14 protein-coding genes and 1 other RNA gene are annotated in these 24329 nt (G+C 34.0%); 2 read left to right on the plus strand and 13 right to left on the minus strand.

Annotated elements, in window-relative coordinates; all coding sequences use genetic code 11:
• The 3 genes from IAI56_RS11820 to IAI56_RS11830 form a co-directional block, all read right to left on the minus strand.
• On the minus strand, nucleotides 1-2969 hold a 2969-nt coding region (locus IAI56_RS11820), incomplete at its 3' end, for an efflux RND transporter permease subunit (protein WP_187658070.1).
• Nucleotides 2970-2986: 17 nt separating this feature from the next.
• The gene (locus IAI56_RS11825) at nucleotides 2987-4096 is read right to left on the minus strand and encodes an efflux RND transporter periplasmic adaptor subunit (RefSeq protein ID WP_187658071.1); all 1110 of its coding nucleotides are present in this window, start codon (nucleotides 4094-4096) and stop codon (nucleotides 2987-2989) included.
• A gap of 8 nt (nucleotides 4097-4104) precedes the next feature.
• A complete protein-coding gene (locus tag IAI56_RS11830; protein WP_187658072.1) occupies nucleotides 4105-4593 on the minus strand; it encodes a GbsR/MarR family transcriptional regulator in 489 nt (162 codons plus the stop codon).
• Nucleotides 4594-4766: 173 nt separating this feature from the next.
• On the opposite strand from IAI56_RS11830, the gene ssrA reads away from it, so the two are divergent.
• Nucleotides 4767-5164: a transfer-messenger RNA gene (gene ssrA, locus IAI56_RS11835) on the plus strand.
• A gap of 235 nt (nucleotides 5165-5399) precedes the next feature.
• On the opposite strand, the gene IAI56_RS11840 is transcribed toward ssrA, so the two are convergent.
• The 10 genes from IAI56_RS11840 to IAI56_RS16135 form a co-directional block, all read right to left on the minus strand.
• Entirely contained in the window at nucleotides 5400-7274 is a 1875-nt protein-coding gene (locus IAI56_RS11840) for an OmpA family protein (protein WP_187658073.1), read from the minus strand.
• Nucleotides 7275-7353: 79 nt separating this feature from the next.
• Entirely contained in the window at nucleotides 7354-9474 is a 2121-nt protein-coding gene (locus IAI56_RS11845; protein WP_187658074.1) for a capsule assembly Wzi family protein, read from the minus strand.
• Nucleotides 9475-9489: 15 nt separating this feature from the next.
• Complete coding sequence (deoC, locus tag IAI56_RS11850; RefSeq protein WP_187658075.1) at nucleotides 9490-10233, minus strand: deoxyribose-phosphate aldolase; 744 nt, start codon at nucleotides 10231-10233, stop codon at nucleotides 9490-9492.
• 70 nt (nucleotides 10234-10303) lie between these two features.
• Nucleotides 10304-10711, minus strand: coding sequence for a VanZ family protein (locus IAI56_RS11855; RefSeq protein ID WP_187658076.1), 408 nt, complete (start codon nucleotides 10709-10711; stop codon nucleotides 10304-10306).
• Complete coding sequence (gene gcvH, locus IAI56_RS11860) at nucleotides 10683-11063, minus strand: glycine cleavage system protein GcvH (RefSeq protein ID WP_187658077.1); 381 nt, start codon at nucleotides 11061-11063, stop codon at nucleotides 10683-10685. The genes IAI56_RS11855 and gcvH overlap by 29 nt, the downstream gene beginning before the upstream one ends.
• Nucleotides 11064-11138: 75 nt before the next feature.
• Nucleotides 11139-18416 carry a T9SS outer membrane translocon Sov/SprA gene (sov, locus tag IAI56_RS11865; protein WP_222941010.1) on the minus strand — a complete coding sequence of 2426 codons (7278 nt, stop codon included), beginning with the start codon at nucleotides 18414-18416 and terminating at the stop codon, nucleotides 11139-11141.
• A gap of 3 nt (nucleotides 18417-18419) precedes the next feature.
• A complete protein-coding gene (ruvA, locus tag IAI56_RS11870) occupies nucleotides 18420-19001 on the minus strand; it encodes a Holliday junction branch migration protein RuvA (protein WP_187658078.1) in 582 nt (193 codons plus the stop codon).
• Between the two features lie 76 nt (nucleotides 19002-19077).
• Entirely contained in the window at nucleotides 19078-21375 is a 2298-nt protein-coding gene (locus tag IAI56_RS11875) for an NADP-dependent malic enzyme (protein ID WP_187658079.1), read from the minus strand.
• 427 nt (nucleotides 21376-21802) lie between these two features.
• A complete protein-coding gene (locus tag IAI56_RS11880) occupies nucleotides 21803-22312 on the minus strand; it encodes a hypothetical protein (protein WP_187658080.1) in 510 nt (169 codons plus the stop codon).
• Between the two features lie 13 nt (nucleotides 22313-22325).
• On the minus strand, nucleotides 22326-23360 hold the full coding sequence (locus tag IAI56_RS16135) for an RHS repeat-associated core domain-containing protein (RefSeq protein WP_342354542.1): 1035 nt from the start codon (nucleotides 23358-23360) through the stop codon (nucleotides 22326-22328).
• A gap of 133 nt (nucleotides 23361-23493) precedes the next feature.
• Here IAI56_RS16135 and IAI56_RS11890 point away from each other — a divergent pair, with 133 nt between their 5' ends.
• On the plus strand, nucleotides 23494-24288 hold the full coding sequence (locus IAI56_RS11890; protein ID WP_187658081.1) for a hypothetical protein: 795 nt from the start codon (nucleotides 23494-23496) through the stop codon (nucleotides 24286-24288).
• The last annotated feature ends 41 nt before the right edge of the window (nucleotides 24289-24329 follow it).

The raw sequence follows: 24329 nt of genomic DNA on the forward strand, positions 1-24329 counted from the left end.
TGCGCTAGCATCAATGGTAATAATCCTAAAATAAAGGCAAAAGATGTCATCAAAATTGGTCGTAAACGCGCACCGGCACCTTGAATGGCTGCTTGCTTTATACTCCATCCTTTTCGCCTTGCTTCGGCAGAGAATTCTACAATCAAAATGGCGTTTTTAGCTAATAATCCAATCAGCATGATGAGTGTAATTTGAAGGTAAATATTATTACTTACATTAAAGAAGAAAGCAAAAATATAAGCACCCGCTAAACCAACAGGTAATGAAAGAAGTACTGCAAATGGCAAAACATAGCTTTCGTATTGAGCGGCTAACAAGAAGTAAACAAAGATTAAACACAGCATGAAAATGAAAATGGTTTGACCACCAGCGCTGATTTCTTCACGAGTCATTCCTGAGTATTCATAGCCATAACCAACAGGTAGGGTTTGTGCTGCTACTTCTTCTACCGCTTTAATGGCTTCACCTGTACTAAAACCGTCGTTTGGCGCACCTTGCACTTTTACCGAAGTAAACAAGTTAAAACGTTCAATAGCTTGTGGACCAAAAACTTTTTCTAGCGTAATGAATTGTGAAATAGGCGACATTTTACCTGTGTTATTTCGCACCATAACTTTATTTAATGATTCAGGATCGGTTCTAAACTGTGGTTCCGATTGATAAATTACACGGTATTGTTTTCCGAATTTATTAAAATTGGAAGCATAAACTCCACCATAATAACCTTGCATAGTTCCTAAAACATCGGCAACGGTTAAACCTGATTTTTTAATTGCAGGTACATTCAAATCGATACGATACTGCGGATAATTTGGAGAAAATGAAGTTGAAGCATATTTCACTTCTGGACGACTGTTTAAAGCTGCCAAGAACTTATCTTTAACCGTGTTCAATTCTTGAATGGTTCCTCCTTTTTGGTCTTGCAACTGGAATTCAAATCCGCTACTGAAACCAAATCCTGTAATGGTTGGTCGAGCAAAGAATAATACTTTGGCATCTTTTATTGATGCCGTTCTTTTGAACAATTCGCCAACTATAGCGGTGATTTCCTGATTGTCGTTTTTACGTTCAGCCCAAGGTTTTAGTTTCACGATAACCATTCCATAATTACTACCGGTTCCGCTCAATAAACTTCTACCTGAAATTCTAAGAATACCTTCGATTTCGGGAATGTCTTTTACTTTGTTTTCAATTTGCAATAAAACCTGTTCTGTTCTTTCTAATGATGTTCCTGGCGGAAGTGAAATATCAGATAAAACACCACCCGTATCTTCGCTAGGAACGAAAGCTTTTGGCGTAATATTCATTAAAAACACAAACAAAGCTGTGAAAATTGCAATTCCTAAAAATGCTAGCCATTTTCGTTTGATAAAAAATTCAACTGACTTTTTATATTTAGTTGTGGTTGCTTCAAATGCTATATTAAATCCTGAATAAAATCGTTGTAAAAAGCCTTTTTTCTCTTCGCCTTTGTCATGATGTTTTAAGAAAATGGCACACAAAGCTGGCGAAAGTGTCAATGCATTAATAGCCGATAAGACGATGGAAACCGCCAAGGTCAATCCGAATTGCTTATAAAAAACTCCCGACGAACCACTAATAAACGAAACTGGAATAAACACTGCCGACATCACTAAAGTAATGGAAATAATGGCACTACTGATGTCGTTCATAGCGCTGTGCGATGCTTTTCTTGGATCGTGTTCGCCTTCTTCCATCTTGGCATGCACGGCTTCGACGACAACAATGGCATCATCGACGACAATTCCGACGGCTAATACCAAAGCAAAAAGCGTTAATAGATTGATTGTAAATCCAAATAAATTGAGGAAGAAGAAAGTTCCAACAATAGCAACTGGTACTGAAATAGCTGGTATCAAGGTAGAACGCCAATCTTGTAAAAATACAAAAACTACAAGGAATACCAGAATAAAAGCTTCTATCAAGGTATGAATTACTTTTGTGATAGATTCATCAAGGAAATCATTAGCATTAACTAAATCTCTATACTTTACTCCTTTTGGGAAATTCACCGAAGAATCTTCTAATACTTTCAACGAACCTTCGATAACTTGTTGTGCATTAGAACCTGCTGTTTGAGCAATAGCCACTGCTACCGATGGGTTTCCGTTAGTTAACGTATTACTAGCGTAATTTATGGCTCCGAGTTCAATTTTTGCCACATCGCCTAAACGAAGCACTTCGCCATTTTCGGTAGAACGAATTACAATTTGTTCAAACTCTTTGATGTCTTGTAAACGACCTTTGTATTTTAAAGTATATTGATAGGATTGATTGCCACTTTCACCTAATTGTCCAGGAGCAGCTTCAATATTTTGTTCGGCTAACAAATTGGTAATATCCGATGGTACAAGTCCATAAGAACCCATCACATCTGGCTTTAGCCAAATACGCATGGAATAATCTTTTTGACCAAAAACCATTGCTTCTCCAACGCCCGGAACACGCTTGATTTTTGGTAAAATATTGATATTCGCATAATTTTGAAGGAAAGTCATATCATAATTTGGGTTTTCACTGTATAATGAAAAAATCAAAATGTTATCACTTTGCCTTTTGGCAGTGGTAACTCCTGCTCTAGTTACTTCCTGAGGAAGCAAAGGTGTAGCACGAGACACACGGTTTTGAACGTTTACGGCAGCCAAATCGGGATTGGTTCCTAATTTGAAATAAATATTAATGGAAGCTGAACCGTCATTACTTGAGGTAGAAGTCATATAAGTCATGTCTTCCACTCCATTGATTTGTTCCTCTAGCGGAATTACTACCGAATTCATCACTACTTCGGAACTTGCTCCTTGATAGTTAGCGGAAACGGTTACTGTAGGTGGCGCAATTTCAGGATATTGTGACACTGGAAGCGAAATCAATCCTAAAATCCCCAAAATAACAATGATAATAGAAATTACCGTTGACAATACTGGTCTGTCAATAAATTTTGCAAACATAATTTGTTAGTTTATAATTATTTTGTGGTAGGATTAATTACTTCGTTATACTCAACTAATTCAGGCTTTATGGCTGTTCCTTCGGTGATGATACCAACACCTTCTAGCACCACTTTATCGCCTACATTCAATCCTTTATCTACTACGAAAAATTTTCCTCCCGAAACAGCTCTAACCTCAACAGGTACCGCTTTTACTTTGCTTTCATTATCGACCACAAGTACAATGCGTTTGTCTTGTAACTCCATTGAAGCATTTTGAGGAATAATGATAACGTCTTTCAAATCGGTTGGAATTTGGATGGTTCCACTTCCGCCTGAACGAAGTAATTTATTGGCATTAGGAAATTTTGCTCTTACATTAAACGAACCCGTTTGCACATTAGCTTGACCGCTAAAAGTTTCTATTTTACCTGATTGTTCGTATGCCATTCCATTGCTTAGAAATAATTTTACAGGCAACATTTTATTTACTTTTTCTTGAAATGATTGTCCTTCTGCATTCATCATAATGTCAAGCTGTTGTTTTTCATTCACTGAAAAATAAGCATAAACCGAACTGATATCGGAAACTCGGGTTAGTGGTTCAGCCGTTTGACTGCTTACATAACTTCCTAAACGCATAGGTATAGTTCCAACAATTCCGTTCACAGGACTTTTGATGGTAGCATAATTAATTCGTTCTACTATACTTTGGTAAGTACTTTTGGCACTAGCTAGATTAGCTTTTGCCGTTTCTAACTGTACATCACTGATGATGTTGCGTTCTACCAATGGTTTTAAACGGTTTACTTCAACTTGAGCCGCATCAACTCTGGCTTTAGCAGCAGCAGCATCTTGAGTAGCAGTTTGGGTTTCTAGTTTAAAAAGCGGTTGTCCTTTTTTTACTTCTTGCCCTTCGTCAACATATATTTTCTCGATGTATCCATCGACTTTTGCTCTAATTTCAATATCGGTAATACCTTCTAAAGTCACTGGATATTCTGCTGTTAAAGTAGTATTTGCTTTTTGCAGTTCTACTACTTTATATGGCATTGGTGGCATTTCTTTTTTTTCAGTTTCCTTTTTATTACAAGAAAACAAAGTCAGCGTTAGTAGGGATAATAATATAAAACTTTCTTTTTTCATGGCAGATTTTATTTAGCAATTTGATTTTCGATTTCTATGGATTTGAATTTATTGATGGTTGAAAGTAGCAGTTGTTCTACTTGTAAAACATGTTCTTTATAGGCACACATATTTTGGAAATTAATTTCTTCTTGAACACAAGAAATATTCTTTTTGCGGTAGTTCATTAATTTTTCTATAAGCATTTTTTCACCATCAACTATGGTTAAATAATTTTTTAATCGTTGGCTTAAAGGTGCTGCTTTGAAGTATTTTTTTCTGTCGCCTGCTAATGTAAAATATTCAATTTTACCCGTTTTGAGTAACAAATTAAGATTGGTAGAAACGGAACTTTTACTGGCTTGCATTTTTTCAACTAATTCATCAAAAGTCAATCCTGATTTGCATCCGTCTATAACCAAGGTTGCCAAAATTCGTCCTCCAAGTGGAGATACGTTATAAAGGCGTTCGAAATGAATTCCAAACAATTCTATTAATTCACATTTTTCATTATCCATGAGAATATGTTTTTTTTTGCAAAATTAAAGTTAGTTCGGTAATTACCGAACTAACCGAACATAAATTTTTGTTAAATTACTTCAGTTCATTTTTGAAAGAGGATGAATGGTAGAAATAAAAAAATAATCATTATTTTTGTGGTCTAATTTTTGATAAACAGAAAATATATTTTGGGGTCGACTGGTTTTGACAGCAAGATGAAATGAACAGTAAGCACGTCGAGCATTGTACTTTTTGCTCGTAAATCCAAAGGTACGAACCTATAAACGGCGAAAATAATTACGCTTTAGCTGCTTAATCTGAATTATAGTAAGATTTGCCTAGTTCCAACAAGGTTGGAAAGCTAGATTTACCTCAAAAGCCTTGGTTTGTGGCGCTTGATTTAGGTAAACCGTAAAAATAAACCTAGAAATGGTAAAGCTTTAAATCCATTTTGACACTGATAAAGCTAAGTAGTTTGTGGTTGTTTCTGACCTAGCCAACTATCGAAAATCTAATCAGAAAATAAGCGTGTAGAAAGCTCTTTGCTTCCTTGTTTGGACCCGAGTTCGACTCTCGGCGACTCCACAAAAAAACCACTCAAAATTGAGTGGTTTTTTTTAATCTATTGATCACTACTGCAAGAGTGGCAAGTATATAATTCACAAACAACTTTGATACTAAATTTCAATAAGTTATTGACTTGTTTAAGGAAATTGCCATAAAAAATTATATTGAGAAGAATGATCTGAAGCTTCAAAGAAAATATAGCAGTTTTACAATGTAGTTAATTCGATTTATTATTAGAATAAGTTTAATCGGATTACTACTTTTTAACAATTAAAAACTCAGAACGTCTATTTTGAGAATCTTGTTGTTCGGTACAATTGGTTCCACATTTAATTTTTTGTTCCGTGCTTCCAAATCCTTTTCCAGAAATATTACCTTGAGAAATTCCTTTTGAAATTAAATACTGCACTGTAGATTGCGCTCTTCTTTCGGATAATTTTAGATTGTAATCATCTCCACCTTTAGAGTCAGTATGCGATTTAACAAAAATAACCATTGATGGATTATCTTTCATTACTTTAACTAGCTTATCCAACTCCGTTGCACCTTGAGCAGTAATGTTACTCTTATCATATTCAAAGTAAACTGGATTTAAAATTACCTCTTTATCTGTAATAACAACTTCAAGCGGTTTTAATGCAACTTCTACTGTTGCAATTCCAGCTTTATCTATTTTTACAGCAGAGGAAGTTGATTCAAAATTTTGAGCAGCAACTTTCAATCCATAACCTAAATTACATTCAATAGGATATTTTACTTTTCCTTCTGAATTTGTTTTTTCAGTAGCAATTACATTTCCTTTTACATCTAAAATTGCAACATCTGCATTAGCTAAAAGTGCTTTTGTTTTTACATTAGAAACAATTACGACAGCTTCTGCTTTACAAATTGGGATAGCAGAGAAAATAACATCATTCCCATTTCTATTGGACGAAAAGTATCCAACATTTAGTTTAGTATTAAAACTAAAAGAGAAATCATCTTTCTCACTATTCACAGGTTTTCCAACATTTTGGGCAGTTGTATTATTACTTAAATCCATTTTATAAATATCAAAACCACCTAATCCTTGTCTTCCTGTTGTGGCAAAATAAAGTATATTATCTTCGGTAATAAAAGGAAAATTTTCTCTATCTGCTGTATTTATATTTGGTCCCAAATTTTGAGGTTTCCCATATCCATTGGTTTCAACTGAAACTTTCCACAGGTCTGATTCTCCAAATCCACCTGGCATATTTGAGGCAAAATACAAGGTCTTTCCATCGTTAGTTAAACTTGGATTTGTAAATGAATAACTTGTACTATTGAATGGTAATGCTTCTACATTAGTCCATTTGCCATCAACTTTAGTAGCTTTATAAATACCTTGTTGGCCTACTTTTATATTGCTTTTTTTATTTTTTTCATATTGACCTTCGCTGTGTCCATCGCGAGCAAAAAACATTGTTTTGCCATCAGCACTTAGCGTAATTGGTCCATCATGAAAAGGTGTATTCAACTCTTTTACTTGAACAGGTTCAGAAAAAACACCTTTTTCGTCTCTTGTTGCTTGATAAATATCCAAATATGGTTGCTTATTCCAATTATCTGTTTTGTTTGAACTGTTTCTGGTACTCGTAAAATACAATGTATTATCATTGGTTACTATTGCTCCAAAATCACTTTGCCCTTTGCTATTAATATTGGTTTGTGCTACTTCAAAAAGTTTTGAATTGTTGGCTAAACTTGGAACATAATTTGGATTGGCTAGATGTTCTTTTGCTCTAGCGTCCGAAGGCATCATTTTGGCAAAAACATCCATTTGTTTATTGGCTTCCTGATATTTTCCTAAAATCTTCAATGTTTGAGCATAACGATAATAGGTTTCGGCATCGGATTTTCCTTTGGAAGTTGCTTTTGCATACCATTTAGCAGCATTTGCGGAGTCAAATACATTATAATAGCTATCAGCTAATTGCTTGTATATGTATTCACTTGCGTTTTTACTCTCTGCAAGTCTAGTGTATTCTTCTATAGCAGCAACATATTGATAACTTTCAAAAAGTTTATCCGCTTTTGCTGTTACACTATTTTGAGCATAATTTGCCGTTAGCACTAACATCAAACTTAAAGTAAAATATGTTTTTTTCATAGTTGGTGGTTGGTTGTTTTAGTAAAATACTAATTAAAGAGTTTTAACAAATTTAATGTATTTAATTGTTTTTAATTTCTTAGTAATCAAAATACCAATTGAATATATCACATCGCAAACCTAATGAAAACCAAGTGGTGTTCTCTTTAAAAGCTGAAGCTGTATCAGCTGTTGGATCAAAACTACGATAGATTAAACTTCCAAATAATTTCATGTTGGTTGATGGATTTATTAAATAACCAGCTTGTAAATCGGCGATGAAAATAGTGGTTTTATTTCCTTGACCAACAGTAACTCCAGTGTCAAAAGGTCGGTCTACATCATAATCCAAGTAGATGTTTCCGCCATAATTAAAACTATCTTCAGTAGTATTAAAATCTAATCCGCGTTGTCCGAAAGTAATTTTAGCATCGGCAAAATATCTTCCTTTAAAATAACGAGCAATGGCAACTACTTCTTTGAAATTTCCTCCCCAATTGTGTCCTAAACTTTGATTGTTATGTCCATAATTGGTTATTGCTTCGCTATGTGCATACACATAAGGTCGAACGTGATTGTATTCTAACTGTAGTAACAAATTTTTCACTTTGAACGCATGATAATATTTTGCTCCTAATTGGTAACCAAATTTATTTTTCCAACTTTTATCCCCAGCTTTTACATCGTTTAACGAAAATTCGTCAAGTAAAAATTGTCCATAAAAATTGATTTGATTGTTCCATTTGTATTTTGATGTTAAACCCAACAAAGCATTTCCACTTCTAGAAGACGAAGAAAATTCAACAGCACGATAAAAAATAATTGGGTTTACAAAACTCATATCAAAACCACGGTTGTTTTGATCGGTCCAAACTACCGATTCAAACAATCCTAAATTCCAACGATTGGTTACATTCAAACTCAAATAATGGCTAGCTACATATTTGGTTGCATACGTTCTATCTACAGTAACTTCTGGTCGAACGTCTTTTAACCAAGTATATATATTGGTATATTTTATTTTCCAAAAAGTGGTGTTAACTTTAAAATAAGGATATGGACTTGCGCCATCGCTTAATAAAAGTGAACGATATCCATCGCCTAAAAAGTTTCTGCCATAACCTAAATTCAGATTAAAAAATTGACTTGGTGTAAAGGCTAAATTAGCTTCTGCTAAAGGAAAATCATACGCATCGGTTTTAAAATCTTTAGCAATTCCAATTCCAGGAATAATAGCTGGATTTCCGCCTGAAGGTTTTATTGATTCAGCAAATCGATTAAAATAGCCTGCAAATCGACCTTGACTTTCATAAATAGTGGTAGTGAAATTGACCGTTTTGCCTAAACCCCCGTTAAATTGAATTCCTCGTGTATTGACAAAAGTACTATTCGAAACATCGGATTGACTTCTTCCTAATTGTAAATCTAGAATTGGGTTTAGCGTAAACCAATAGTCTTCGCCTTGCATGGCCACTAGATTTTCGTTCCAAAGTTTTTTTCCCCACCAACCTGACTTGTTTTTATACAATTTTTGAGTTTCTTCTTTTACATTGTAATATTTTGAAACATCAGCAAACGAATAAGGTTTTGAACTTGTATGATTATTGGTTCCTACAACATTCATTTCGTCATCGAATTGCGCATAATAACTATGCGAAAATGGAATATTCAAATGACTTGAAAACTGCGGATTTTCGAATGTTTTGTATTGAATCCCGTCAACTTCGTTTAGTTCTTTCACATTACTTGGAATGTATTTTTTTGAATTTTGTAGAGCTGCTTTTTCAGTTTCTTTTGCTTCTTGAATTTGAGCTCTACTTTGTAACGGAATTGTAAATTTGATAGTATATTTTACATACGTTGGGTTTCCGTTATAGCTTGGTGGAGTAATTTTTGGTAACAATCCAAAAACTCTTTTGCTTTCTTCAATTAACTCTTTTTCGTTAGCATCAATATATTGCACGACAAATTTTCCTTCATTCGTTACTTCGAAAAGTACGATAACATTGCCTTTGTAATTTTTGCCTTGTAATTCGTCTGAAACTTTGAAATTATTGAATACAAAGTCGTGAACTGTGTTGTAAAAACAGGCTTCTAATTCAGTTCCTTGTTGATTTTCGCACTCAGGAAAAATTGGAAATTTTTCAGAAATGGTATTTTCTTGCTGGGCATTGGCAACCCATCCAAGAAAAATCGATAGTAAGACAATTAATTTATTCATGATAGAATTCTAATTTTAATAATTTTCTTTAGAAACTTGTCCGTCAGCAATTGTTTTTGCCGCTGAAGTTCCAATTCTTTTCACTCCTAGCTGTATCATTTCTACAACATCATCATAGGTTCTAACTCCTCCAGCTGCTTTTATGGGTAAAGGCGAAGCATTTTCAATCATCATAATTATTGAAGGGATTGTTGCGCCATTTGGTAATCCGTTTTCCGTTGTATAAAAACCTGTGGATGATTTTACAAATACATTTGGATAACAATCTTCTTTGAAATTTGCAATAACAACATTTTTAATCAATGCGCAAATTTGAATAATTTGTGCATCGGTTAGAGCTGCAACTTCTATAATCCATTTGGCCACTTTATGATTTTGAAAAGCCAATTTTGTTCCTTCAATAATTTCTTTTTTTACTAAATTTATATCCCCATTTTTAAAGGCGTTATAATTGCAAACATAATCTAGTTCATCTGCACCATCATTAACCGCTTGTTGGGCTTCGTCTAGTTTTTCTTCTAGTGAATTTGTTCCTTCGGGAAAAGAAATTACAGTTCCAACTAGTACTTTAGATTTTTGGTCATCAATCATTTTTCGAGCCTTTTTTACTTCACTAGGACGAATCATAATTAATTTAAAGTCTTCATCGATAGCTTCTTGAATAAATTGTTCAACAATGATAGCGTTTTCGGTTTCTGAGAGTCTAGCTTGTTCAGGCGTTTTTAGATAAGTAGAGTCAAGATATTGCTTGATATTCATAAGTAGAGATTAATCGAACGAAATTTAAGGTATAAAAATAGAAAAATCCCATCGAAATGGGACTTTTTATTTAAGTATTTGCAATAGGATACTTTTTTAAAGTAAGATAGACTATCAATCCTGCTAAAATTGCTCCTCCTGAATTGAAGATTATATCTAACACATCGGCTTGTCTTGTTAGCGTAAAACTAGCTTGCAACCATTCTATGATAATACCAAAAAGTAATGAAATAATTACAATGGTAGTTAGTCTTTTTTGAGTTACTTTTTTTTCTTTACTGAAGTAATATATCGACCAAAGTAATGTAAAAATAAAGTGAAACAGAAAATGAATTATTTTATCTATTCCTATAACTTCTATTTCAATGGAAGGTAAATCATTAGAATTTATTAAACACGTAAAAGCAACAAAGATTGTCCAACCCAGCGCAGTTAAAAACCAAAAGGTTTTATGCTCCGATAAGTGCTTTATAATCATCTGCAGATAATAGTTGGTCGATTTCTGAAGTATCAGAAATTTTTACTTTAATCATCCAACCTTTACCATAAGGATCGTTGTTAACGTTTTCTGGTGTTGTTTCTAATTCTTCATTGAACTCAACGATTTCACCCGTTAAAGGTAAAAACAAATCGGATACTGTTTTAACAGCTTCAACTGTTCCAAAAACCTCATCTCTATCTAAAGTTTGGTCAAGAGTTTCAACTTCTACATAAACGATATCGCCTAGTTCTTTTTGGGCAAAATCTGTAATTCCTACTGTAGCCGTATCGCCATCAATTGCAACCCATTCGTGGTCTTTAGTGTATTTTAAATTAGCTGGTATGTTCATTTTGTTTAGTAATTAAAATTTCCTCAAAAGTATTATTTCTAAATTGATTTATAAAACTAATCGTTTAAAAAATCATTAATTTCCAAAATTATATCGCAATGTAAATCCAGCTCTAATATTGGTTAACGGGAACGATGTAGAAATTACTGGTTTTGAGAACGAATGGTCATAGAAGAAAATGGCCGTTAGGTTTTTACTAAACGAATAATCTGCTGTTAATTTTGCTGACCAAATGTTTTGTCCATTACCTAATTGATTATTGTCATAGTCTAAATATCTCACTATAGTTTTGGAATTTCTATAGGAGAAATCGATTTTCATATTGATATCACTTTTAATGATTCCAGTAGGATTATCGGCTAGTGTTGAAGAAAAAATTACATCTTTAAATCGATATCCAAAACCAATAATATATTCTAAACCTTGTACTTCTGTCAAAAGATTATTATCAAAACTTAATGATAAACTTCTATCTTTTTTCATTTCAGCAAGTACTTTTAATGAGTTTTTCATTTCAAAATCTAATCTCACAAGCGGATTAAATTGTTCCACTAGATTTGCATTCCCTACAATGGTTTGGTTTTGAAAATTACCACCAGCATCTAATTTAGCAGGGTTATTTCTATCGAATTCTAAATTTGAACGGAATGAATTTAAAGTGTAAGATGCTCTATAAGCGTGTTGAATTGAAAAACGTTTAAAGGTATCTTTAAAGAATTTATAACGCATTAATCCAGTGTATTTCACTGTCCAGTTTGGAATAGGAATATTTCGCAATGAGCCCAAAGAGATATCTTTTGCCGAGTCGTTTGCTCCAGATGTATATAATCCTGTATAGGCAGCTAAAAACGAGGGTAATAAAACGGCTTGACTATTTTTACCGAAACCAACAGGATACCCTTCTGCATCTCTAGCATAAGTAGTATTTCCATAATATTGTTCAGCTAATCTATCGGCAATGATAATTCTATTTCCTCTAAAATCATTAAAAGTAGAAGAGAAATTTTCATCACTTACCTTAAATGCTGACTTTAACATTACTGTTGATATGGAAAAGTTTCCAAAACTATATGGTGAACGAGAATTGTAAACACCATTTTCTAAATCATATTGTTCAGAGAAATTTTCGGCAAAAGTTCTATTGGCTGTTAAGTCGATTTTAAAATCAGGGAATAAATCAATGTTTGCCGTCATGTCAAGTGTTTTGTTGACAACGCGTGTATAGTTTTGATTGAAGTCTTCGTATGTAGTCAGCCAACCGTTTTTAGCCGCTTCATAACGAACGTCTGCTTGATCACCAAACACGAATCCAAGTCCTGGTTTTGAAGTTCCAAAGAAACCAATGCTTGGTAAAAACCCAGGAAGTAAAGTTCCTTCGTTTCTAGTGTAGTTGATTTGAACATTTTTTACGCTAGTTAATACTCCTTTTAAACCTTCTAGAAAGACGTTTTCAGTCTGAGCAACTTGAGGTTTTGCAGTAATTTTTTCACCAGGTTTTGGAGCTGATGTTTTTGGTGGAGCCGTTTTTGTTTTTGGTCCTAAACCAATATACTTATAAAAAGTTGTCATGTTAAAAGTAGAATTGATTCTATGAGAACCAGCATTTTGGACTGTATTTCCTAAATCAAATTCTTGACCGTTTATAACAAGCGGAGAAACTGCTAATGAAGCACGTGTCCAACTAAAATCTCCTGTATAAGAATAAGTAGATTTCACAAACGATAAAATAGGTAATTTATTGATTGGCAAATCGTAGTTAACCACTAATTGTTGGTTATGTTGATTTGGCGTTCCAATGTTCCAAAAATCGGTCCAAACATTGAAACTGTCATCTGGATCACCATTTTCGTCTATGTAATTTCGCACTAAGTTTCTTGTTGAAGCTGAGTAGTTAACTTTCAATGATTTTGTAATTGCATAATTAAATCCATACTGATAATTATACATATAATTTCTTCTGTATAATGGATCGATAGGTAGACCAATTACATCAACTTGTCTAAACTGTTGTTTGTTGTATTGTCTAATTATACTTGAGCTAAAAGAAATATTGGTAGGTAAATAATTGAAGTTAAAATCACTAAGCATTTGCCAGTATTTACTTTTCTTCATGAATTTTGTTTTCTTGAATGGTTCAAGAGTTTTAGGTTGAAAAGTATAAGTATAATCAACCGTTGCATTTACTTGTTGATCAATAGAATTTTCTATCTCATAATTTTGCTTCTTAACTTCATTGTAAGAGTAAGACAAGGTTAGATTTTCTGGATCATAAATTCGAGCTTTTTGCTCTGGTGCTCGGTCTTTTTTAACACCAATAAAATTGATACTTTTTCTTCTTGTATAATCCAACGCTCTATCTTCAATATTTCTTCGTTCGGCAGCATCAGTTGTATTATCTAATAATTGTTGTAGTCTTATATCTTGATTGAATGGATCGTATTCTGGAGTAATTGTTTCTTCACCGATAGCGTAATTGAACGGCAAGTTTATTCCCCATTTTTTTGGCAATAGTTTTCCTAAACTAAAATTAGATACAATATTGTAGAGTAAAACATCTTCCCTACTTCTTTCGTTTGGACCTTCTTCTAATGCTCCAAATCCGATTGTACTTTTTCTTCCAGTTGCAGAAACAGTTGCAAAATCGGCCATGTTTGCATCCATATTAATAACCGCTGCCATTCCACCTTTGTTGTTCATATCAGCCAGACGAAGCTCATTAAACCAAACTTCACCTTTCACGCCATCTTGGGCAGAAATATTTCTTATTCCGACCATCAACGTTCTAACCAAACCAAAATTTGGATTTCCTTTCACACCAATTCTTAAAGGTCCGCGATTGGTGTTAGATGCTAAATCAGGATTTAGTTCTACATCATTTCGATAAAGAATTCCATCAACAAATTCAGATGGATCAGCACTTAATGCAAGTACTTTCAATTTAGTCAACAAATCTATAGGCAAATCCAATTCGTTTATTTCTGGCCAAATTTCTTCGGGATTTCTTGCTGTTTCAGCGGTAACTTTTAACGGAATTTGTACTTCATAGAAGTTATCTGTAAAGTCATTTCCTAAACGAATGAAAGCCGCCATTTGATCATCCTGTAATGGAGTTGGATCCGTTGGTGATGGAAGCGCTTCAGCATGAAGGAACATTTTTAATTTGTTAAATTGGCGCATATCCAAACTAACATTTTTAAACACTGCTCTTGAGTCGCCTACTTCAAGACCTTCTCCAGAAGCTCTCAATGACAAGGATTGTTCATTTTGATTTACAATATCGTTACCATTTGCAATTTGCTCTCTTACAACTCCTGGTGGTGTTACATAAGGAATTGGTCTTCGACTTGCATTTTCTTGTATATTAACAGAAAGCACATCAAAATTTGTATTATCATCAGCAGGATTGTTATCTGTGGTTTGGAATGAATTTTCATAACGTCTCCATTCACCTCTAACCAAATCTAATGCTCCAAAACGAATAGTGATTGGTTCTGTAAATCCTGTAACAAAAATTCTCATAAATCTGATGGAACGAAAATCTGAAATATTTCCAACCTTGTTTTGAAACTCTTTTACCGGAATTTTAAATTGTAACCATCTCGCGTCAATTGATTTTTGATTAGGAAGATTTGATACTGTGGTTGGGTTATCATCAGTAATAAAATTTGTACCAACTGTCATTCCTGGTTTAATATCAATGCTGTATTCATAATATGCATTGATAGTATTCATGGTATTATCTCTATTGATATCTTCAACATCTGGAAGTGTAGTTGAACCTCTATTGGTATCCGAGACATCAACTGGCGAGTTTCCTTGTACACCGTTATAATTTTTATAGCGTTGGAAAACATCTCCAGAAGCATTCAAAAAGTACTGATAATTATCTCCTGCAGGATCAGGCAAGGATGCAAACACCGGATCCATTCCTTGAAGTCCTACTTCTTCTTGATCATTTAATCCATCAAATCCAACATCTTGCGATGACCTATTTGCTCCATCAACATCAAAAGCATAAATTAATGACTGTGATGATGGAACTTTTCCCCAAGCTGTAGAACTAGTAAGTGCTTGAGAATTAGAATTGGATGGTAATCCATTTTCATATTGCTTTCTATCATCTTTTAAAACATCTTCGGAAACCTCGCCTAAATTGAAATAAATTTTTCCGGTATTCAGAGGGTTTTCAGCATTCAAATCAGGATTTGAAGTTCCAGAATAATAAGGATCCATTATCCAAAACTGAATGTATTCCACATTACTTTGCTCAAAATTTGTTGAATTTATTGCCCTTGTTATTCCTCCAAAATTTTGTGCTGGATTTACAAAATCAGCTGTAGCTCCAGCTGGATCAAAATTATATGGTCCGCGTTCTGCAGGATAATAAGTTAAATCTAACGTGTTAACTACTTGACTTTGCCCTATAGTTTGATCAAGATTTGGATACAACTCTCTATTTAAAATTCTTCTAGTTGAATTTAATGAAATTCCATCATTACCTATATCGCTCGGAGTTTGAACATAAATTGTTGGATCGATACTGTACCAATTCAGCTTTGCTCTTTTGTAGCCATAGGTTAAATCTAATGCATTAGAATTAAAATTATATGGCACAGTTCCAGGAGAAGGATTTGTTGGAAACTCAGGAACACTTGACAATGACCAAGAAAGTGGCGCTCTCATGTCAATAGTTGTCTGTGAACCTTCAAAATCATCAACATAGATTGTAGACTCACCATCAAATTGATCATTCTTAGAAGCCTCTGGTTTTAAGAATGCAATTTCTCCACGCAAAGATAAATTTGAAGGCACATCGGTATCAATATTTGGTAATTTATTGGCTAATCTAGTTAAGAAAGGAACTTCTGTAGAATAGTTAGCATTGAAACCAAAAATTGTATTGTTAACTGACTCCTGACCATAGTTAGATTTATTTGTAAAAGGTCTTTCAGTCATCTTGATAAACGTTCCTCCAACCAATAATTTATCAGAAAACTTGTGTTCAACATTTATACCCATAAATCTGCGAGTTTGTTGACCAAAAGTTGCATTATTTTCAACAGAAACTTCTACAGGTGTATTGGCTAATGATGGATCAAGAATTTGAACTCTTCCTGCTTGATAATTTACACTATAGTCAACCCCTTCCACTAAAACTCTTCCTCCAGCAGTTACCACAACTGAACCTCTTGGTACATTAAATGCTCCAATTGGAATTCCATCTCCACCTGCTGATTTAAAACGACCTTTCAGTTGAAATTTATTTCTTGACGCATCTTGTAAGGCTGCTGCTTGAGTTGTTCTATACATTTCTCTGAACACATATTTAGCTTGGTTAGAGTTAAATGTATTTGTAGTAGGTAAATTTGTCGCTTCATAATCTTCAAAGTAATCTTCACCGCCATTCGTTCTTAATTTTTCGAATAAATGTCGACCAAAAGGTTCTACAGTAGTAAAGATAATTCTACCATTTTGCTGATCTACTGTCAATCCTGGAAAGAAATCAAAGAAACCGTCACCTCCATTTTGTGGATCATTGTTGAAATTTAGTTTATCAACATTAAAAACTTTAATCAATGGTGTTTCTGCAACTCCAACGGGAAGTGGAGTTGAGGAATTTGCCGGAGAAATATAATTTATAGGCGATGGATCTGTATAAAGAATGTTGAAACGAAAATCTTCTTGTTGCAGTTGAAAACCTCCCGGAATTTGATAAATATTTTTCATCATTAAGTTCCAAATCGGCGCATTAACATTGGTCAAACTACTTTTCAGCATTTTTAAAATCAAACAATTTGTTGAAACATTTGGATCGTCTGCTGTTCCTGAAACTGAAGTAGACTCTACTCCATCAGTTCCAAATTCTCCAACTTGATATACCTGATCACCAATGGTATATTGATATGCTACAGCTAAAACTTCATCATTAGCCAATCGTTGTTGCAATGAAACATATCCTAACTGAGGATGAAAAGTATATTCGTTTGGATTTAATTTTCTTGCATTCTCTAGTTTTGCATAATCCGTTCCTTCGCTTACTCCAGTATTTTGAAATCCTTGGCTGGCTGTTACAACTTCTCTAATCTCACTTTTCAGCAAATAATTGGGTTCAGCAATTCTACCAGGATTGTATCTATTGTTTCTATTATCTGAAGGTAAATCTCCTTCTGAGTCAGGCAGAACATCTGGTGCTAACTCGGTTGGGGTTAAAAAGAAATTTGCTGGTGGATTTGAAATTGCAACCACATCGTTATCTGAAATTGCGTTTAATTTTCCTTCACCCAAATCCTGTAGTGCAATAATATTTCTTAAATTATTGTTTGTTCCATTGACTCTATTTTGCTTGTTTGTAACCCAAACTTCAATTCTAGTTATTTGAACTCTACTATTTATGAAAGGATAATTTTCAAGCGCTCTATCATATTTATTTCTAAAATATTGCGAAAGAAAAAAGTGCCTATCTGCATCATAATCTAAAGCAAATAATTCAAAATCTTGAATTGTTCCACCTCCTTGAGCTGTTACAGAACGGGTTTGTGATTTTTGTTCTGAGAAAACTCCTGTAATAGTAGTTTTTCCAAATTGGAATTGTGCTTTAACCCCAAAAAGACTTTGCGCACCACGAATCAATGAATTCGTTAAAGGCATACTAACGTTACCAACTTCAATTTTTTGAATAATATCGTCTTCGGTTGGCGCATATTCAAGTTTGATTAGATTTTGGAAAGCAAATGTTGACTCGGTGTCATAATTAGCATTAACATTTAATCGTGTTCCCACTTTTCCCATCAAACTCATTGAAATTCTTTGGTCAAAATCGAAGGTAGTTTGCGCTCTATTTCTTGGAGAAAATGCTGGATTATCTTGTTTGGTATATCGAACCCCTAAATCCATTTCAACCGAACCAGTTGGCTTTACATCAATAGTATTAGAACCAAATATCGTTTCAAAAAATCCTGAATTTACATAATATCTTGGCAACAAATCTTTCTTATCCGCTTCGGTTCCTCTTCCATCAATGGCTTTTGATTTTTGCTTGTAATAAGAACGCATCGACTCTCTAAGCACCAATTCTTCATACTCTTTTGGAGTTAAGATTATAGGATAATTAATATTGAAACCTTCAAAAGTACTAGTATAAATGTATCGATTAGTTATTGGATCATAGGTATAGGCATTGACAATACTATTAGGATTACCAATTTCAACTCTACCAGTTTTATATCCAACAGAGTCTTTGGGTTTATCATCTTCTTCAACTTGTGAAAATGCATTTGTACTAACTAAAGAAATTAGTACTAAAACAATTTTAATTAGTCTATTTGAAAAAAAAGTATGGTAATTTGTTTCCAAAAATTATAAATTTTTTAAGGCTTGTTTGATAATCGTTTCAACGGTTGCCGACGGATTATCTATGATAATTTTATCGACAATTTTTTCAGATGCTTTTCGTTGATATCCTAAAACTTCCAAGGCAGATAACGATTCTTCTCTGTTAATATTGTGTGAAGAAATCGAAATTTCATCCAAATCATAGATTTTTAACACTTTTTCCTTTAAATCCAAGATTACGCGCTGCGCTGTTTTACCTCCAATTCCTTTAATAGACTGAATTGTTGCAACATCACCACTACCAATAGCATGAATAATTTGCTTTGGATCCAATGAAGACAACATTGTTCTAGCAATATTGGCTCCAATTCCCGAAACGGAGAGCAATAATTTAAACAACTCGCGCTCTGATTTTTCTACAAAACCAAAAAGCGAATGCGAGTCTTCTTTTACTTGTAAAAAAGTAAAAAGCTTGATAAAATCGGTTGCTGGTAATAAAGAATAGGTATGCAAAGAAATATGAATATGATACCCAACTCCGTTGCAATCAATCACAACTTCGGTTGGTGTTTTTTCTACTAATTTGCCTTGAATATGTGCTATCATTTTGATTAAAAAGTCATTTCAAATATAATAAATTTCTCTAACTGAGTGTTTTTACTTGAACTAATGTTAAAAAAATCTATAAATTTACTTGAATCATCTTTCTTCTTTTTTCTTTTTCTTGTGCGTCAACTACTGCTACTGCTACCATGTTGACCATTTCTTCTACGCTTGCACCCAGTTGGAAAATATGAGCTGGTTTTTCCATTCCTAGCATAATCGGACCAATAGAATCTACTTTATAGAGTTCTTTTAGTAATTTATAGGTGATATTTGCCGATTCTAAATTAGGAAAAATCATGGTATTGACTTTCTTTCCAGCCAATTTTGAAAAAGGAAACTTCTCTTTTAGCATATCTGAATTTAAAGCAAAATCCGTTTGAATTTCGCCATCCACTATTAAATCGGGATAATATTTATGAAGATAAGCAACCGCTTCTCTAACTTTAGTAGCACTTTCATTTGAAGAAGAACCAAAATTAGAATACGAAACCATGGCAATAACAGGTTCCATTCCAAACATTCTAACTGTTTTTTCAGTCATCAAAGCAATTTTTGCCAAATCATCTGCTGTTGGATTTGGATTTATCGCAGTATCGGATAAAAACATTGGTCCGCGATTGGTCATCATCATATTGGTCGTAGCAATCAACGAAATTCCTGGCGCTTTGCCAATTAATTGCATCAAAGGTTTTACTACAGATGGATAACTTCTAGAATATCCCGAAACCATAGCATCGGCATCGCCATGATTGACCATCATTGCAGCAAAATAATTGCGTTCGCGCATCCATTTTTGAGCATCGAGCAACGAAATTCCTCTGCGTTGTCTTGCTTCCCAAAAAATCTGAGCATATTCTAATCTACGTTTGTCTTCTTCATTGGTTTTTGGATCAAAAATTGGAATATCAGCATCAAAGCCAAGTTCTTCTTTTAGTTCCAAAATCACTTCTTTATTTCCTAATAAAATTGGTTTGGCGATTCCTTCTTCGTGCGCAATTTGAGCTGCTTTCAAGACATCCAAATGATCGGCTTCGGCAAAAACCACTCGTTTTGGTTCCGTTTTCGCTCTATTAGTTAACAAACGAACCATTTTATTATCAGAACCTAATCGGTCAAGAAGTTCTTCTTCATATTTTACCCAATCGGAAATTGGGTTCAATGCCACGCCACTTTCCATAGCAGCTTTTGCAACTGCTGGCGCAACAACGGCTATCAATCTTGGATCAAATGGTTTTGGAATGATGTACTCTCTTCCAAAATTCAATCTCGTTTCGCCATAGGCAATATTCACTTGTTCTGGCACCGATTCTTTTGCCAAAGCTGCCAAAGCACGAACCGCTGCCATTTTCATTGCTTCGTTAATTTTGGTTGCACGAACATCCAATGCGCCACGGAAAATATAAGGAAAACCTAATACGTTATTCACCTGATTAGGATGATCAGAACGACCAGTTGCCATGATAATATCATCACGAGTTGCAATGGCCAAATCATAATCAATTTCTGGAATTGGATTTGCCATCGCAAAAACGATTGGGTTTTTTGCCATCGACAAAAGCATTTCTGGAGAAACGATATTTCCAGCCGATAATCCAAGGAAAACATCGGCATTTTTCATCGCTTCTGCTAAAGTTGTTCCTGGTTTTCCAGCAGTATATCTTTTTTGTAAATCAGACAAATCGGTTCTTTCAGAAGAAAGCACACCATCTTTGTCGAACATAATAATATTTTCGGTTTTTACGCCTAAAAGCAAATACAAATTCGCACAAGCTAACGCTGCCGAACCTGCGCCAGAAATAACAACTTTCACGTTTTCGGGTTGTTTTTCTGCTAATTCGAGTGCGTTTATCAATGCCGCCGAAGAAATAATTGCTGTTCCATGCTGATCATCGTGCATCACCGGAATATTCAACTCTTCCACCAATCGTCTTTCAATTTCAAACGACTCAGGCGCTTTAATATCTTCAAGATTAATTCCACCAAAAGTTGGCGCAATATTTTTTACGGTTTCAATAAAAGCATCAATATCTTTTGTTCCCACTTCAATATCAAAAACATCAATATCAGCAAAGATTTTAAACAACAATGCTTTTCCTTCCATTACGGGTTTTGACGCTTCTGGACCAATATCACCAAGACCTAAAACCGCCGTTCCGTTACTGATTACCGCTACAAGATTTCCTTTGGAAGTATATTTATAAACGTTGTTTACATCTTTAGCAATTTCCAAACAAGGTTCGGCAACACCTGGCGAATAGGCTAACGACAAATCTCTTTGGGTAGCATATTTTTTGGTTGGAACCACTTTAATTTTTCCTGGTGTTGGTTTGGCATGATATAAAAGTGCTTCTCGTCTTTTACTATATTTATTCATGGTATTTCTTTATTCAGAAGTACAAAGGTAGAAGACTGACCGTAAAAAGGAAATATTTAACAATTTCTTTTTTAGATAAAGTCAAATAGTAATTTCAATAATGCTTTTTTTGAAGTGAATCGTTAGTGATTTCTTGCTGTCTATTTTCCCGCTGTTCATTTCAATCTCTTCGAGGATTTCCACTTCCATCGGGGCTAAAAATGATATCATTTGAATTCTTGATATTCTAATGCCTTAATTTAATACACATAGCAAAATCAAATCCTTATTTTATGCTTTTTAACAAACTATCAATCTTCAAAAGATATAGTTATACAACAAAAAAACAGCATTTAGTTTTTACTCTAAACACTGTTTTTCAATGATTTAATTTTTATTTTTAAGTTCTGTCCTAATTTGGGACATTACCATTTGATACATTACCAAATTATCTATCTAACTTATAAACAAATTTATTCTTACTCATGTTGTATAAATACGCTTTTTGATTTTTTTGATAAAAACCATCGAAACCAAAAAAAATATTTTCTTTCCAACCTTCAAAATTTTTATTTGCTAACTTTTTATTTTCAAAATTTAACAACCCAATATAAATAATAGTATCGTTTGATTTGTCTATAAATCCAGTATACTGTCTATTATATTTCAAAAACTTTTTTTTAACATTTAGAGGGTTTTTAAACTTCTTTTTAAATTTTGATTTATCCAAATTAAAACTATCCAAGACATTCGTTTCATACTCATAATAATTATTAAATAAGTATGTTTCTGTCTTTTTAATATCATTTATTGTCGGAGTATAGCCTACTTTGTAATCAGATTCTACAAAAGGATATTTTACACTCTTGTCAAAAATAACTCCTTCTCCACAATAATAATCTTCAAGTTTAATTATTGTAGAATTTTGAATAAAAATAGCTAATAATAGTATTACCATATGTCTCATGATTTTATTTGTATTGAAAAGGAATAACTATTGTTGTTGTACTTGAAATTGGTGTAACTTGTATACCAGATGGCGTAAATTGAGCATTTAAATGAGTTGTCGGAATTACTAATTGTTGAGTATAAATACTACTAGAGCCATTAGAATTTAATATTTGACCTACAGCATTACCACTGGCATCATTACCATAATGAGTTCTTAAAGATAAGCCATTCTCACCTCTTACTCTATTTTCCCAATGCATAGCTTCATATTCAGTAGCTGGAACATTACTTCCTCCTATGTTACCAATAGACGTATTGTTGACTACTCCGTCCAAACCATCAAGAGCATGCCCTAATTCATGTGTTAAACCAATATAAGCGGGTCGACTAGTACTCCCTTGTTGATTTGGTCCCCCTCTTGTGTTAGACGGATTCCAACTGACAACACCTGCTGTTCCTCCTGACTGATTTTTTCCTTCGCCAATTCTAATAAATTTAGGGTCATTCTGTATTGCACTTATTAATTCCTTTCCTGCTTTACCACTTCGAATTTTATCTAATGCGGCTACTGCTTTTCCTAAAAATCCTCCAATTGTTTTATTTCCGTTCTTATCAATCTTAATGTTTTTACCATTATATGTTTCCCATTTACCTGTTTTTGAATTCCTTGAATAAAGATTTCCATTGTCATATTTGACATGTGCTTTATCTTGCTTAGAATATATTAGTATACTATCACCCTTAATATCATTGTAAATAATTGGGTTGTTAGCTCCATATTGATATGGATTTAAATGGTAATATTTTTCAGCAAATCTGTCCATATTGAAAAATCTCCCAATCGCCGCATCATAATTTCTATTTCCATAGTCGTAGAAGTTAAGCCCCAACTCGTCTTGGAACTCCTTGCCATTGTACTTATACTTGTATGTCTTAACTCGATTTTTTGACCGCTTTTCTCTTTTTTCTATCTCCCAAAATCTACAAAAACTGCTTTTTTCCTTGTAAGAACGTGAGGTAAAAGTAGTAATTTTTCTAATACTTTTTAGCTTTATATTGTTGTTTTTTAGTTACCCTTGCTTTGGGTATTGTTTTTTGGTTGGCACGTTATTTGTAGTAATCAACTTAAAACCAATACTATGTAAGACAGCTTTACTCATTTTTTAGTAACCATTAAATATTTAGATCATGAGTAAGCAAAAAGGCGTTATCAAGTTAGTTGGTAACATTGGAGGTATGAGTTTTTATACTTCTAACGGTGAGTATTTGGCCAGAACCGCAGGAGGTCCGACCAAGGAACGTATTGCAACAGGTTCGAACTTCGTAAGAACCCGAGAGAACAATGCCGAGTTTGGCGGAGCTGCTAAAGTAGGTAAGGCATTTAGAACTGCTCTAAGCAGTGTTATTCAGACTATGGGCGGTAGCACTTTAACCGCTTCTCTAACCAGACTATTCAAGTCGATTAATGCAAGAGCTTCAGGCGTAAGAGGACAACGTCCTATTGCACTGAGTGCTAACAAAACACAGGCTAAAGGTTTAGAACTTAACGAGAAGATTAGTTTTACTTCGGTTTTCAATGCTCCTTATACGGTTACTTCAGATACTGACCGTGTGGAGATTACCTTTACTATTCCGTCATTCATTCCAATAAACTTTATCAATGCTCCCGCAGGTGCTACAGGTTTCCGTATTGCGGCTGCTGTGGGTTGGTTGTCGGATTATAGTTTTGACGAGAGTACACTAAGCTATGAGCCTGATGCACCAGAGCAAAATAGTTTGGGGATTACTTCCTATAGTGCTATTCAACCCATCAACAACACCGGCACAACTATAACGCTGACGGCTACCGCTCCTGGCGGATTAGTTCCTGATGCTGGCGTTAGTGTGATTGCGTGTTTAGGTATCGAGTTTTACCAAAAAGTAGATACCGTTGATTATTTACTGGCTCAAGGTAATGCAATGCGTGTAGTAGAAGTTTTTTAAGTTTTAAAAGACTTTCTATAAAGTTAAAGCTTTCCGAGTTC

The organism is Flavobacterium macrobrachii, from assembly GCF_014486675.1.
GTDB classification, from domain to species: domain Bacteria; phylum Bacteroidota; class Bacteroidia; order Flavobacteriales; family Flavobacteriaceae; genus Flavobacterium; species Flavobacterium macrobrachii.

Excerpts from the sequence above, each read along its gene's own strand:
- IAI56_RS11825 (WP_187658071.1), bottom strand. The coding sequence starts at position 4,096 with ATGAAAAAAGAAAGTTTTATATTATTATCCCTACTAACGCTGACTTTG.
- IAI56_RS11830 (WP_187658072.1), bottom strand. The coding sequence starts at position 4,593 with ATGGATAATGAAAAATGTGAATTAATAGAATTGTTTGGAATTCATTTC.
- IAI56_RS11840 (WP_187658073.1), bottom strand. The coding sequence starts at position 7,274 with ATGAAAAAAACATATTTTACTTTAAGTTTGATGTTAGTGCTAACGGCA.
- IAI56_RS11845 (WP_187658074.1), bottom strand. The coding sequence starts at position 9,474 with ATGAATAAATTAATTGTCTTACTATCGATTTTTCTTGGATGGGTTGCC.
- deoC (WP_187658075.1), bottom strand. The coding sequence starts at position 10,233 with ATGAATATCAAGCAATATCTTGACTCTACTTATCTAAAAACGCCTGAA.
- IAI56_RS11855 (WP_187658076.1), bottom strand. The coding sequence starts at position 10,711 with ATGATTATAAAGCACTTATCGGAGCATAAAACCTTTTGGTTTTTAACT.
- gcvH (WP_187658077.1), bottom strand. The coding sequence starts at position 11,063 with ATGAACATACCAGCTAATTTAAAATACACTAAAGACCACGAATGGGTT.
- ruvA (WP_187658078.1), bottom strand. The coding sequence starts at position 19,001 with ATGATAGCACATATTCAAGGCAAATTAGTAGAAAAAACACCAACCGAA.
- IAI56_RS11875 (WP_187658079.1), bottom strand. The coding sequence starts at position 21,375 with ATGAATAAATATAGTAAAAGACGAGAAGCACTTTTATATCATGCCAAA.
- IAI56_RS11880 (WP_187658080.1), bottom strand. The coding sequence starts at position 22,312 with ATGGTAATACTATTATTAGCTATTTTTATTCAAAATTCTACAATAATT.
- IAI56_RS11890 (WP_187658081.1), top strand. The coding sequence starts at position 23,494 with ATGAGTAAGCAAAAAGGCGTTATCAAGTTAGTTGGTAACATTGGAGGT.